At 67.5% G+C, this 13,662-nt stretch carries 14 protein-coding genes; 4 read left to right on the top strand and 10 right to left on the bottom strand.

From position 1 onward, the window contains the following. Positions 1–87 precede the first annotated feature (87 nt). The 5 genes from AC58D2_RS13990 to glmM form a co-directional block, all read right to left on the bottom strand. On the bottom strand, positions 88–984 hold the full coding sequence (locus tag AC58D2_RS13990) for an oxidoreductase (protein WP_497391338.1): 897 nt from the start codon (positions 982–984) through the stop codon (positions 88–90). Positions 985–1,000: 16 nt separating this feature from the next. Beyond that, positions 1,001–1,558 (bottom strand): ribonuclease HII, encoded by a 558-nt coding sequence (gene rnhB, locus AC58D2_RS13995; protein ID WP_497391340.1) that lies wholly within the window; start codon positions 1,556–1,558, stop codon positions 1,001–1,003. 73 nt (positions 1,559–1,631) lie between these two features. After that, the gene (gene thiD / locus AC58D2_RS14000) at positions 1,632–2,786 is read right to left on the bottom strand and encodes a bifunctional hydroxymethylpyrimidine kinase/phosphomethylpyrimidine kinase (protein ID WP_497391342.1); all 1,155 of its coding nucleotides are present in this window, start codon (positions 2,784–2,786) and stop codon (positions 1,632–1,634) included. 10 nt (positions 2,787–2,796) lie between these two features. Next, a complete protein-coding gene (locus tag AC58D2_RS14005) occupies positions 2,797–3,030 on the bottom strand; it encodes a DUF1272 domain-containing protein (RefSeq protein WP_497391344.1) in 234 nt (77 codons plus the stop codon). A gap of 48 nt (positions 3,031–3,078) precedes the next feature. Then, a complete protein-coding gene (gene glmM / locus AC58D2_RS14010; protein ID WP_497391414.1) occupies positions 3,079–4,419 on the bottom strand; it encodes a phosphoglucosamine mutase in 1,341 nt (446 codons plus the stop codon). Between the two features lie 166 nt (positions 4,420–4,585). Here glmM and AC58D2_RS14015 point away from each other — a divergent pair, with 166 nt between their 5' ends. Together AC58D2_RS14015 and AC58D2_RS14020 are read left to right on the top strand one after the other, a co-directional pair. Beyond that, positions 4,586–5,833 (top strand): dicarboxylate/amino acid:cation symporter, encoded by a 1,248-nt coding sequence (locus AC58D2_RS14015; RefSeq protein ID WP_497391346.1) that lies wholly within the window; start codon positions 4,586–4,588, stop codon positions 5,831–5,833. Further along, the gene (locus tag AC58D2_RS14020; protein ID WP_497391348.1) at positions 5,830–6,825 is read left to right on the top strand and encodes an aldo/keto reductase; all 996 of its coding nucleotides are present in this window, start codon (positions 5,830–5,832) and stop codon (positions 6,823–6,825) included. Before AC58D2_RS14015 ends, AC58D2_RS14020 begins: the two co-directional genes overlap by 4 nt. On the opposite strand, the gene AC58D2_RS14025 is transcribed toward AC58D2_RS14020, so the two are convergent. From AC58D2_RS14025 to AC58D2_RS14045, 5 genes are all read right to left on the bottom strand, one after another. Beyond that, positions 6,822–7,334, bottom strand: coding sequence for a DUF1003 domain-containing protein (locus AC58D2_RS14025; RefSeq protein ID WP_497391350.1), 513 nt, complete (start codon positions 7,332–7,334; stop codon positions 6,822–6,824). The genes AC58D2_RS14020 and AC58D2_RS14025 overlap by 4 nt on opposite strands. Before the next feature lie 6 nt (positions 7,335–7,340). Beyond that, the gene (locus AC58D2_RS14030) at positions 7,341–8,042 is read right to left on the bottom strand and encodes an NnrU family protein (RefSeq protein WP_497391352.1); all 702 of its coding nucleotides are present in this window, start codon (positions 8,040–8,042) and stop codon (positions 7,341–7,343) included. A 47-nt stretch (positions 8,043–8,089) separates the two neighbouring features. Continuing rightward, positions 8,090–9,355, bottom strand: a complete 1,266-nt coding sequence (locus AC58D2_RS14035; protein ID WP_497391354.1) for an amidohydrolase family protein — start codon at positions 9,353–9,355, stop codon at positions 8,090–8,092. 89 nt (positions 9,356–9,444) lie between these two features. Then, positions 9,445–10,857 carry an amidohydrolase gene (locus tag AC58D2_RS14040; RefSeq protein WP_497391356.1) on the bottom strand — a complete coding sequence of 471 codons (1,413 nt, stop codon included), beginning with the start codon at positions 10,855–10,857 and terminating at the stop codon, positions 9,445–9,447. A gap of 2 nt (positions 10,858–10,859) precedes the next feature. Then, positions 10,860–12,488 carry a peptide MFS transporter gene (locus AC58D2_RS14045; protein WP_497391358.1) on the bottom strand — a complete coding sequence of 543 codons (1,629 nt, stop codon included), beginning with the start codon at positions 12,486–12,488 and terminating at the stop codon, positions 10,860–10,862. A 170-nt stretch (positions 12,489–12,658) separates the two neighbouring features. On the opposite strand from AC58D2_RS14045, the gene AC58D2_RS14050 reads away from it, so the two are divergent. Both AC58D2_RS14050 and AC58D2_RS14055 read left to right on the top strand, forming a co-directional pair. Next, a complete protein-coding gene (locus AC58D2_RS14050) occupies positions 12,659–13,240 on the top strand; it encodes a nitroreductase family protein (RefSeq protein WP_497391360.1) in 582 nt (193 codons plus the stop codon). 71 nt (positions 13,241–13,311) lie between these two features. Beyond that, positions 13,312–13,659: a GntR family transcriptional regulator gene (locus AC58D2_RS14055; RefSeq protein ID WP_497391362.1), complete on the top strand. Its 348-nt coding sequence runs from the start codon at positions 13,312–13,314 to the stop codon at positions 13,657–13,659. Positions 13,660–13,662 lie beyond the last annotated feature (3 nt).

Genomic DNA, 13,662 nt, shown 5'->3' on the forward strand with positions numbered 1-13,662 from the left:
ACCACTGGTGGTGTGGCGATGAAGACTCAGCGGCAAAAAAATCGTCCCTTCCCCCCCCAACCGCCAGCGGTGGGGGGCGAAAAATCCTCACAGCCCCGGATCGATCCCGGTCAGGTCGATCGACCGCTCCCACAATTCGCGCGCCGCCCTGGGGTCGCGGGCAAAGGCGGTCGCACGCGCGGGACCCGACGGTCCCGTCACCTCGCCAAGCCCCTGCGGCCCCAGATAATCGCCGCCTTGGACATGGGCGCCCGTCGCGGCTTGCAGGGTCGGCCAGGCCCCTTGCGCCGCGCTGTTGAAAAAGGGCGTCGCGAGCGGGGTCAGAAAGCGCAGCGGCGCAGGCAAATGGCGCTGCAATTCGGTCAGCGCGACGCCGGGGTGACAGCCGATCGCCTGCGTGGCGCGCCCCGCGGCGCCGAGCCGCCGGTCGAGCTCGAACATGTGAAGCATGTTGGCGAGCTTGCTCATCTGATAGCGTTGCCAGTTATGATAGCTCCGGCTCGCGTCGAGGTCGCTGTAATCCATCGTGCCGCTGCGATGCGCCAGGCTGCCGGTCAGCACGATGCGGTCGTCGACATGCGGGTGGATCAGTCCGGTAAAGGCGAAATGCCCCAGATGGTTGACGCCGAATTGCAGCTCATACCCCTGCCGGGTCAGCGTGCGCGGCGGGATCATCACCCCGGCATTGTTGACCAGCACATCGATGCGCGGACCGGCGCGCACCGCTGCCGCGGCGTCGCGCACCTGGTCGATATCGGCCAGGTCTAGCGGCTGGAACGCCAGGTCGGCTGCAGGGACGTCGGCGCGTATGCGCGCCATCGCCGCCTCGGCGCGGTCGGCGTCGCGACAGGCCAGGACCACGTGCCCGCCGCGAGCCGCAAGCAATTTCGCGACCTCGAACCCGATCCCGGCATTCGCCCCGGTGATCAGGAAGCGCCGCCCGGTCTGGGCCGCCACGTCGCCGGCCGTAAATCCCTTGCTCATCGCCCCTTCTACCCCCTCAGATCAGCGTCAGCTGCGCCACCGGCGCGAAACTCGATCGATGGAGCGGCGTCGGGCCGTGGAGGCGCAGCGCCGTCAGATGCTCGGGGGTACCATAACCCATGTTGCGCTCCCAGCCAAAGCCGGGGAAATCGCGCGCCGCGGCGACCATCACGCGGTCGCGATGCTCCTTGGCGACGATGCTCGCGGCCGAGATGCAGGGATGCAGCGCATCGCCCCCCACGACGGCGCGCGCAGAGTAGCGCCAGCGCGGCAACCGGTTGCCGTCGACGAGTATCTCGTGCGGGTCGCACTTCAACGCCTCGACGGCGCGCGTCATCGCCAAAAAAGTCGCCTGCAGGATATTGATCGCATCGATCTCCGCCACGCTCGCCTCGCCGACCCCCCAGCGGCAACGCGCCTTGATCTCGATGTCGAGTTCGGCGCGGCGCTTCGCGGTCAGCTTCTTCGAATCGTCGAGACCGTCGATCCCCGGCTCGCACAGGATCACCGCGGCCGCGACCACCGGACCGGCGAGCGGTCCGCGCCCCGCCTCGTCGACGCCGACGATCAACATGGCCTCCCCTCTCGCTTGCGGGAGGGGCAGCGGGACTGGCGAGCTTGCTCGCCAGTCGCAGCGGAGTGGGAGATCAGACGCGCCACGGCGGGAACCTGCGATATTCCGCCGCCTGATAGAGGCACAGGCGATTGCCCGCCGGATCGATGAGCCGCGCCTCGCGCCAACCCCATTCCTCGTCCCGGGGCATCTGGTCGAAGCGCACCCCGCGCCGCGCCAGATAGGCGACCCAGGCGTCGAGCGCGCCGCTTTCGAGATAGGTCGTCGCGCCGCCCGCCGCGCCATCGCCGACGTGAATCGAGAGGGTGACGCCGTTTGCAGCCTCGAAGCGCGCATAGCCGCCCATTCCCTCGGCGCCCGGGCTATCGACGATCTGCGTCAGTCCGAGCTGCTTGTAAAAGGCGACCGACGCCGGATAATCGACAGCGGGCAGCGTGATCTGGTTGAGCGCCGGGCCGGTGAACAGGCCGTCGTTGCGCACCGTCTGCTGGCCCATCGGGCCATGTCCGCTCCCCAGCCCCGGCGCCCCCATCAGCGCAAGCCGCACGAAATCGCGCGCGCGCGCCACGGCAGGCTCCAGCGGCATACCCTGCGCCAGGCCGGTCGCAATCGCGCTCGCCAGCGTACAGCCGGTTCCATGGGTGTGCGGCGTGTCGATCCGCGGGGCTTCCCAGCGCGCCACCTCGCCGGCGTCGGCTTCGATCAGGCGATCGATCACCGTATCGCCATCGCCGTGACCGCCCTTGGCAAGCAGCGCGCTGCCTCGGGCCAGCACCGCCGACTCTCCCCCCAGCGCCGCCAGTTCGTCGATATTCGGCGTCGTAACGGTCGCGCGCGCCATCAGGGCCTCGAAGGCATGGATCGTCGCCGTATTGGCCAGCACCGATCCGCTTGTCGACACCATGACGGGATCGAACACCACCGCCGCGCCGGCCAGGTCGGGACGCGCCAGCCGCTCGGCGACCGCGGCGGCGGTTTCGGCGCTGCCGATCATGCCGATCTTGACCGCGTCGACGCCGATGTCGGCGACGACGCTGTCGATCTGTGCCAGCACCATCGCGGTCGGGACGGCGTGGACGTCCTGCACCCCGCGCGTGTTCTGCGCCGTGATCGCGGCGATTGCGGTCATCGCGTGACCGCCCAGCATCGTCACGGTCTTGATATCGGCCTGGATGCCGGCGCCGCCGCCGCTGTCGGAGCCCGCGATGATAAGGACGCGCGCGGTCATCGTCCGGCGATCAGCCCCGAGCCCCCGGATGCCGCCGCTCCGTCGAAGCGGGGAAACGGGCCAGCGCCGGCCCCTCGCGCATCGGTCGGTCGAGCAGGTCGCCGCCGCAATTGGGACAACGCTCTTCCAGGCGATCCGCACACTCCGCGCAAAAGGTGCATTCGAGCGAACAGATGAAGGCGCCGTGCTTGTCGGCGGGCAGGTCGCGGCCGCACCGCTCGCAATCGGGACGCATTTCCAGCATGACAATCCTTTCTTCGCTCCGCATCGTCGGCGAAGCCCGGTTAGTGTTTCAATGGGCCGCGACGCGCACCGCGTCGCAGATCATGTCGACGACACGCTCGACTTCGCCGGCATCGTCGCCTTCGGCCATCACGCGGATGACCGGTTCGGTGCCCGACGCCCGGATCACCAGGCGTCCCCGCCCCGCAAGCGCGGCTTCACCCTCGGCGATCGCCGCCTGCACCTGTCCGTCGTCGAGCGGCCTGCCGCCCGCAAATCGGACATTCTTCAAAAGCTGCGGAACAGCGTCGAACTGGTGGAGCAATTCGCTAGCGGGCTTGCTCCCCGTAACGAGCTCGGCGAGCACCTGCAATGCCGCGAGGGTGCCATCGCCGGTCGTCGCATAAGCCGACAGGATCATGTGACCCGACTGTTCGCCGCCGACATTGAAGCCCCCCTCGCGCATCCGTTCAAGGACATAGCGATCGCCCACCTTGGTGCGCTCGAGCGTCAGGCCCTCGCCCTGAAGGAAGCGTTCGAGGCCCAGGTTCGACATCACCGTGGCGACGACTCCGCCGCCGGTCAGCCGGCCCTGCCGCGCCCAGCTTGCACCGATCAGCGCCATGATCTGATCGCCGTCGATGATCGCGCCCGCCTCGTCGACGACGATCAGCCGGTCGGCGTCGCCGTCGAGCGCGATGCCGATGTCGGCGCCGCTTGCGACCACGGTTTCCTGCAACAGGGCGGGTGCCGTCGATCCGCACTGGTCGTTGATGTTCAGCCCGTTCGGCGTCACGCCCACCGCGACGACGTCGGCCCCGAGCTCCCAGAACACCGTCGGCGCGCTGTTATAGGCGGCGCCGTTGGCGCAATCGACGACGATTTTCAGCCCGTCGAGACGGATCGTCTGCGGCAGGCTCTGCTTGACCGCGTGGATATAGCGGCCGCGGGCATCCTCGATACGCTTGGCGCGACCGATCTGAGCGGGCTCGGCCAGCTTGGGTTCGACAGCCAGCAGCGCCTCGATCTGCGCTTCGTCGGCATCGGACAATTTATATCCATCGGGACCGAACAGCTTGATGCCGTTGTCGGCAAAGGGATTGTGGCTCGCCGAAATCATCACGCCCAGGTCGGCGCGCATCGACCGCGCGAGCATCGCCACCGCCGGGGTCGGCATCGGCCCGACCTGCACCACGTCCATCCCGACGCTGGTGAAACCGGCAACCAGCGCATTTTCGATCATATAGCCCGACAGGCGCGTATCCTTGCCGATGACGACGCGATGCTTGTGGGTCCCGCGCAGGAAGTGCGCGCCCGCCGCCATGCCGACGCGCATCGCGACCTCGGCGGTCATCGGCGCCATGTTGGTCAGGCCGCGAATCCCGTCGGTTCCGAAAAACTTGCGCATGATGGCTCCGTTACCTAATCCCGGGGCAGGCCCTGCCCCGCGTCTCCGGGATGGCCCCCACGGAGCATTTCCCGGCCCGAAAACGGGTTCCCGTTCGTTCCGGGAGGTGCTCTATGTCACCGACTTTTGCTTGGCAAGCGGACCGGCGTGCCGCGGGGGAGAAAGCGACTTGAAATCGGCATGGATCATTCTTTCGGCGCTCATCGCCGGAATGCTGCTCGGGCTTGCGGTCGAGGCGGTCGGCCCCGACCTCGCGGCGCGCTCGCTCCCGTTCGTCGAACCGATCGGCCAGCTCTGGCTCAACGCGCTCAAGATGACGATCGTCCCGTTGATCGTCGCGCTGCTCATCACCGGCATCACCGCGACCGCCGACGCGGCGCGCGCCGGGTCGCTCGCGGGACGGGCGGTCGCGACCTTCCTCGTGGCGATCGTCATTTCGGGCGCGATGTCGCTGGTGATGACCCCGCTCCTGCTCCGGCTCTTTCCCCTGTCGGCGGACGCGGCGGCGGCGCTGCGCCACGGTCTCGGCGGTGCGGTCGAAACGGGCCCGTCCCCCAGCTTCGGCGATTTCCTGCTCGGGCTGATACCGACCAACCCGATCGCCGCCGCCGCCGACACCGCGATCCTTCCGCTCATCATCTTCACCACCGTCTTCGCCTTTGCGATTACGCGCATCGAACCCGATCAGCGGACGCAGCTGTCCAGCCTGTTCCGCGCGCTCGGCGACACGATGCTCGTGGTCATCGGCTGGGTGCTCGCGGTCGCGCCCCTCGGCGTCTTCGCGCTCGGCTATGCGCTGGCGATCAAGGCGGGCCTCGCGGCCTTCGGTGGACTGGTCCATTATGTGCTGATCGTGTCGGCCATCGGCCTGTGCTGCGTGATCCTGGCTTTCGCGCTCGCCTTTTTCCTCGCGGGGCTGACCCCGCTGCGCTTCGCCCGGGCGATGATCCCGACCTTCGCGGTGGCGGTCGGCACCCAGAGTTCACTCGCCAGCCTGCCCGCGATGCTTGAAGCGGCCGAAGAGCTGGGCGTCGACCCCCGCAAGGCCGACGTCGTCCTGCCGCTCGCGGTCGCGCTGTTCCGCTTCACCAGCACCGCGATGAACCTCGCGGTCGTGCTCTATATCGCGTGGCTCTTCGGCCTGCCCATCGGTCCGTGGGCGATGGCGGCGGGGCTGTTCGTCGCGGTCGCCTCGGCGCTCAGCGCGGTCAGCCTGCCCGGATCGATCAGCTATGTGACCTCGATCGCGCCGATCGCCGTGTCGATGGGCGTTCCCGTCGGGCCGCTCGGCCTGCTCGTCGCGGTCGAGACATTTCCCGATATCTGGCGTACGGTGGGCAATGTCATCGCCGACGTCGCCGCGACCAGATATGCGGCGCGCGGCGCCCCCGACGATAGCGATGGAGAGCCGGCATGAAATATCGCACCCTCGGCCAGGGCCTGAACGTATCCGCGATCGGTATCGGCTGCATGCCGATGATCAAGGGCGGCAACATCCTCTATGGCGAGACCGCCGACATGGACGAAGCGACGCGCACCATCCATCGCGCGATCGACCTTGGCGTCACCTTTTTCGACACCGCGCAAATCTATGGTCCCTTCACCAACGAGGAGCTGCTCGGATCGGCGATCGCGGGGAAGCGCGAGGGCCTCGTCATCGCGACCAAGTTCGGCTTCCGGTTCGACGGCAAGCAGATCGTCGGGGTCGACGGCACCCCCGAAAACGCCCGTCAGGCGTGCGAGGGGTCGCTCCGGCGGCTCGGCATCGACACGATCGACCTCTTCTACCAGCACCGCGTCGACCCGAACGTTCCGATCGAGGAAACCGTCGGTGGCATGATGGAGCTCGTCAAGGAGGGCAAGGTCCGCCACATCGCCTTGTCCGAAGCCGGCCCCGATACGCTGCGCCGCGCCGCAAAGGCCGCGCCGATCGCCGCGCTGCAAAGCGAATATTCGATCTGGGAGCGCGAGGTCGAGGCGGAGATCCTGCCCGTCTGCCGCGAACATGGCATCGGTTTCGTGCCCTATTCGCCGCTCGGCCGCGGCTTCCTGACCGGGACGGTGCGCAGCCGCGACGACCTGCCCGAAACCGACTGGCGCCGCAACGACCCGCGCTATTCGGACGAGAATCTGCCCGCCAACCTGCGCATCGTCGACGCGATCGCCGGCGTCGCGGCCCGGCATGGCGTCTCCAACGCGCAGGTCGCGCTCGCCTGGCTGCTTGCGCAGGGCGACGACATCGTTCCGATCCCCGGCACCAAGCGCCGCGTCACGATGGAGGACAGCATCGCTGCCGCCGACCTCGCGCTCGATGCCGACGATCTCGCCGCGATCGCCGCCGCCGCACCGATGGGCGGCACCAGCGGCCCGCGCTACGGCGAACAGGGCATGCGGATGGTGCGGCTCTAGCCCCGTCCCCTGACCTCGTTCACCGCCTCGGCCAGCGCGTCGAGCTTGTGATGCAGGCGCATGATCTCCAGCTCGGCGCGCAGGTTGATTTCATAGTCGAGCTTCGCGGCCAGCCGGTCCTTCGCCGCCTGCCGGTTCTGGCTCATCATGATGACGGGTGCCTGGATCGCCGCGAGCGTCGACAGCATCAGGTTCAGGAAAATGAACGGATAGGGGTCGAACGCCATCCCGAAGCGGTCGAGCACCCGCGAGTTGAGCAGCATCCAGCCCAGCAGCACGAGCGCAAAGACGATGATGAACGCCCACGAGCCGCCGATCGCCGCCACCCGGTCGGCGAGCCGGTCGCCGAGCGTCGCGCGTGCATCGTCGATGTCGGCGGCGTCGCGGCTCGTCGGCTCGCGGTCGGCGATCGCCCGGATGACGCGCCGTTCCTCCCGATCGAGCGCGTCGAGGGGCTTGCCGAGCAGGCGTTCGGCGAGATCCGAAAGATGCGTGTCACTGGTGGCCACCGGGGCCTACCCGATCCAGCGCCACAGGCCCGCAGCCATATAGCCGAGCGCGCCGTGCGCCCAGGTCGCCGCAAGCCAGACGACGATTCCGCCCAGCAGCGCATGGCCCCGCGGGATCGTGTCGCCCCACGGCGCGGCACCGCCGATCTGGCGCGCAAAGGGCACATAGCTGGTCCGCGCCGTCCAGTGGCGCCAGGCATCGCCCATCTGCTTCGCCTTCTTGACGTCCTGGCCCGCCGACCCGACCAGCGCGAGAAAGGCGATCGTCGCCGACAGCACGATCTGCCCCGGCGTCGGCACGACCAGCGCATGGGCGAATGCCCACAGGGCAAAGCCCCACATCATCGGGTGCCGCGTGATGGCAAAGACCCCGCGCGGCGCCTTTTGCGCAGTAAAGGCGGCGCCCGGCGCGGGCAGCGCCGGATTGCCGACCAGCGACCCCATGAACAGGATGCTGGCAAGCAGCACGATCGCCGACGCCAGGGCCCACAGCGCATCGCCCACCGCCCACAGCGGCGGCTCGGGCGGCATCCCGCGATAGGCCTGCACCACCAGCACCAGCGTCGCGATGGCGACGAGCGAATAGATCGCTTGGAAGGGGCGCTCGCCCATGCGTCCCGCAAGCGGTTCGCGCAGCGGGTGCGACAGCACCAGGTGCGTACCGACGAACAGCACACAGGTCGCGATCAGCAAACTCATCGGTTCCACGGCCTTTCCTCCCCTTGCAAATCGGCCGCGCGGATCAGATGCGGCGGTTACCAGTCATAGGCATTGGGCAAGGCCCCCTCGACCGGGTCGGCGTACCGGTCGCGCAGCCGGTCCTGCCGCGTCGTCAGCGACTGGCGCTTGCCGTCGATCCAGATCGCGGTCGGACGGCTGCCCAGTTCGAGCGGGTCCTTGTCCCATATCACCACGTCGCCGACGCGCCCGGGTTTCAGCGAGCCGATGCGGTCGTCCATGCCGAGCGCGCGCGCCGGCCCGCTGCTGATCGCGGCAAAGGCCTGGTCCCAGCTCAACCCGCTTGCTCCCGGCATCCGGCCCAGCGCGACCAGGTTGCCGGCATATTGCATGGCATAACCCATTTTGTGCGCGTCGTCGTCGTCGAAGACCCCCACCGCGACGGTTACCCCCGCGGCTTCGAGGCGTCCGGCGTTCGACTGGGTCGCGCCCAGCTGTTCGAAACTGTTCGGGAGGTCGGTCAAAGGCGAGACGATCACCGGCACCCGCGCCGCGGCGATCTGCGGTGCCACCATCCAGCCTTCGGTCGCGCCGACCAGCACCAGCTTCAGCGCGGGAAAATCCCGCTTCAGCTTGACGACATTCAATATGTCGGCGGCGCGGTCGACGCGCACGAACAGCGGCGTCGTTCCGTCGACCACACGCACCAGCGCATCAGCGTCGGCGCGCTGGATCATCGCGTCATTGCCCCATTCGGCGAGCGCCGCGGGGTTGCGGGCATAGCTGCGCGCCGCGAGCAATTGTTCGCGGAACAGCAGGAAAGTGGCGGCGCGGCTGCCGCCCGCCTTCGATGCGCCATCCTCGCCAAAGGCGACATATTGCAGCGCGCGCGGACGCGTCACCATGTCCATGTCGTCACCCAGGTCGACGACCGCGCCCTGCCCGGCGAACAAATTGCTGCTGCCTCCCGGCGCGACGATCGCGCGCGTCACGCCGGCGGCGCGATTGACCGCGACGGGCGAGCCCATCGGATTCAGCGCCGGCGCGATGTCGAGCCCGGCCGAAAAGCGGGTGCGCGGCGCGCTGCGATCGTTGGTGCCGGACACCGCATCGACCTCGGTCAGCCCGACCCGGCTGAACGCCGCGACGATCCCAGGCGTGACATAATGTCCTGCGGCATCGACCGTCTCGATCCCCGCGGGCACCGCGACGCCCGCGCCCGCCGCGACGACCTTGCCGCCGCGCACGACGACGATGCCGCCCTCGACGGGCGCGCTGCCGTCGCCGATCACCAGCTTCGCATTGGTGATCGCAACGTCTTGGGCGCTGGCGGGAGTGGCCAAAGCCAGGACTGCGGCCAGCGCGCCTCCCAATCCCGCCGTGCCCCTGCCAGGGGCACGCAAAACGAGGGATCGGAGGTTCAGGAGAGTTCTCATTTCACATCTCCCTCGCCCGGTTGCCCCAGCTCGAAATCGCTGACCGGCCGTCGTTTGGGATCGTCGGCGTCGAACATCAGCGCGCCGTCGATCCAGACCTTTTCGGGCCGCGTATAGACGCTGAACGGATTGCCGTTCCACAGCACGACGTCGGCCATCTTTCCGGGCTTCAGGCTTCCCGTCTTGTCGGCGATGCCCAGCGCGGTCGCGGGGTTGATCGCCAGCCAGCGCCATGCGCGCTCGTCGCTGATCTCGATCCCCATCCGACGTCCGGCGGCCAGCGCCTTGGACGCTTCCTGGTTCAACCGCTGGATCTGGTTCGCATCGTCCGAATGGACGATCGCGCAGGCACCCGCCTGCTCGACCATCGGCAGGTTTTCCGGCACCGAGTCATAGGCTTCCATCTTGAAGCCCCACCAGTCGGCCCACAGCGCGGCGCAAATGCCTTCCTTTTTCAGCAGGTCGGCGATCTTGTACGCCTCGACCGCGTGGTGGAACGCCGTCACCTTATAGCCGAACTCGTGGCTCATATCGATCACCTGCGCCATTTCGTCGGCGCGATAGCAGTGATTGTGGATCAGGATTTCGCCCGACAGGACGCCGACAAGCGTCTCCATCGCCAGGTCGCGTTCGACCGGTTTACCTGCATCGAGCTTTTTCTTGTACGCCACCGCCTTGGCCCACATCTCGCGATCGACGGCCATATTGCCCATGCGGGTCGACGGCATGCGACCCTTGCCGCCATAGACGCGTTTCGGATTCTCGCCGCACGCCATCTTCATGCCATAGGGTGCGCCGGGGAATTTCATCCCCTGCACGGTGCGCGCGGGCACATTCTTCAGCGTGACCGACCGGCCACCGATCAGATTGGCGCTGCCGGGCAGGATCTGCAGCGTCGTCACGCCGCCGTTCGCCAGCGCGCGGCTGAACCCCGGGTCCTGCGGCCAGACGCTATGCTCTGCCCACACGTCGGGGGTCGTCGGACTCGTCATTTCGTTGCCGTCGCTCAGCGCATCGACGCTTGGCGAAGGATAGACGCCCAGGTGGCTGTGGACGTCGATCACGCCCGGGGTCACATATTTGCCGAGTCCGTCGATCACCAGCGCCCCGTCGGGGACCGGAGTCTCCGCCCCGCCGATGCGTTCGACCTTGCCGTCCGCCAGCACGACGGTGCCGCCGTCGATCCGGCCGCCCTCACCGTCGAAGATCGTCACGCCCGTCACCGCGGTCACGCGGCCCGGATAGGCGTGATAGGTCGACGGATAGGGGTTCTTGTCGAACCCGCCCGACCCGGCATCCGCCGTGGACGGCGTATCGCTCGCCGCCTGCGGACCCGCGCCGGTCGCCGCGCAGCCGGTGAACGCCAGCGCGACGGCAGCGAGCAGGCTGCCCCTCACACCCCGGACCATGCTCAGCTCGCCGGCTTGGGTTCGGGATGGACGCCGGCGGCCTGCGCCTCGCCCAGTTCCTCGGCGCCCGCGACATCGGCATCGCTGTCGCGCAGCGTGTCGAGGTGCATCCACCGCTTGACGATCGGCGACAGTGCCAGCACGACGACCGCGACGCCAAGGGTGATCCAGCCGATCTCGTTATAGATCGACAGCGCCAGTTCCTTCGACATTTCGCCGCTCTCGCCGCCCGTCGCTTCGCCGATCTTGCCGGCAACGAAGCTGCCGACCGCGGTCATGTAGAACCAGGCGCCCATGATCAGCGACGCCATGAACGAGGGGGCAAGCCGGTTCATTGCGCTCAATCCGACCGGCGACAGGCAAAGTTCGCCCGTGGTATGGAGCAGATAGAGCAGGAAGACGAAGACCACCGGCGTCATCGCCTCCATACCGACGCTCTTCGCGCCCCAGACGAAGACGAGGAAGCCCAGCCCGACCTGCGCGAGCGCCAGCGCGAATTTCGCGGGCGCCGACGGCTCGAGCCCGCGCTTGCCGAGCCATTGCCACAGCGCGGCAAAGACCGGCGCGAACAGGATGATGTAGATGGGGTTGATCGACTGGAACACCGACGCCGGCACGCCGCCAATGTCGACATAGCGATCGGTATAGAGATTGAAGCTGCCGCCAGCCTGTTCGAACAGGCCCCAGAACAGCGGGTTCAGTGCGATCAGGAACAGGATGGCGAAGATCCGCTCGCGCGGTTCCTTGTCCAGCTTGAACGCCTGGTAAAGGACCCAGCCGAGCAGCGCGATGCCCGAAATGATGAGCAGCGTCTGGATGACGTCCTGATACTGCACCAGCGCCCACATCACCGCCACGGCCGCAACGCCGACGCCATAGATGGTCAGCTCCTTCGAGCGTGCGAGCGGCGCGGGCGCTTCGCCGGCGCCGAGCAGCACCTTCTTGCCGAGCACGAAGACAATCAGGCCGGCGACCATGCCGATCCCCGCAAGGCCGAAGCCATAGGCCCAGCCGACCGTCTGGCCCAGATAGCCGACCAGGATGGTGCCGAGCGCCGCGCCGACGTTGATGCCCATGTAAAAGATCGTATAGGCCGCGTCGCGGCGCATGTCGGTCAGGCGATAGAGCTGCCCGACCATCACCGAGATGTTCGCCTTCAGAAAGCCCGAGCCGACGATAATCAGCGCGAGGGCGAGCCAGAAGACGTTGATCGTCGGGTCTTCCTGTCCGCCGACGCCCTCGAACGCCATGAACAGGTGGCCGAGCGCCAGCAGCACCCCGCCGAACAGCACCGCCTTGCGCTGTCCCAGATAGCGGTCGGCCAGATAGCCGCCCAGAACCGGGGTGATATAGACCAGGCTGGTGTAGGCGCCATAGATCAGGTTCGATTTGCCGTCCGAAAACAGCCAGTGCTGCGTCAGATAGAAAATCAGCAGCGCCCGCATGCCGTAATAGGAGAAACGCTCCCACATCTCGGCAAAGAACAGCATGTAGAGGCCCCGCGGGTGGCCGGCGAACTCGGGCTTCTTGCTGCCGGCGATCACCGCGCCGACCCCCAGGAATATCCCCAGGATCACGACCGCGATAACCGCGAGCCAGTCTCCTTCCTGCCACAAACCGATTGCTTTCATGCGTGTGCGTCCCTTGTCCCGGAATGATTTTTCTGCGGCTTTTGCCGTGCGAATGATCGGGCAACCTAGCGCGAAAATGACGGATTGAAAGAATCTAATTGCGTGTGAAACCAGGTAGAGCGCGCCGGCACCTCTTGCGAATCCCTCGCAAAAGACCCACATGCGCCGCCATGTTCAACGACACCGCCTCGCTCCGCTCGTACCTCGCCACCCGCCGCTCGGGAAAGGCGCGCGACATCGTCGCTCCCGGCCCCGACCCCGCGCAGCTTCGCGATATCGTCGCGCTGGCGCTGCGCACCCCCGATCACGGCAAGCTCGCCCCGTGGCGGATCGTCACCGTCGCCGGCGACCAGCGCGACGCCTTCGCAGCCCTTCTCAAGCGCGCGTGGATCGCCGATCATCCGGGGGCCGAAGGGATGGACCTCTCGGCGCTCGAACAGTTCGCTCACCAGGCACCGTCGCTCGTTGTCCTGCTCGCGACCCCGGTCCGCGACAGCAAGATCCCGGTGTGGGAGCAACAGATGTCGGCCGGCGCGGTCGGCATGAACCTGCTCCACGCCGCGCATTCACACGGTTTCGTCGGCAGCTGGCTGACCGGCTGGGCGGCGTTCAACCGCGACGTCGCGGCGGCTTTCGGCGCGAAAGAGGGGGACGCGATCGTCGGCTTCTTCTTTTTCGGCACCGCAGGCGCCCCGCTATCCGAACGGCCCCGGCCAGAATATGACGATGTCGTGAGCCACTGGGACATTTAATGTCGCCGCCGGGCGCATTTTCGGCAGGTTCGCGATTTGACTGTTCTGCTGTCTTATGGCATTAAGGCGGCATGCTCGATCAGTCCAAGCCCGTCTACCAACGCCTGCGCGACGTGATCGCCAACGCGATCCTCGATGGCACCTATGGCGATGGCGACATGCTCCCGTCGGTCCGTTCGCTCGCGGCCGAAGAGGGGGCGAACCCGCTGACCGTGGCAAAGGCCTATCAGACCTTTCAGGACGAGGGGCTGGTCGTGGTCAAGCGCGGGGTCGGCATGTTCGTCGCCGACGGCGCGACCGACCGGCTGCGCGAGTTGATGCGCCAGGATTTCCTCAGCAACGTGTGGCCGCCGGTCGCCGCCCAGATGCGCCGCATCGGGCTCGATGCACGCACGCTCCTCGACCTCAGCGACGCCTGATCC

This window comes from Sphingopyxis sp. CR5, from assembly GCF_059693785.1.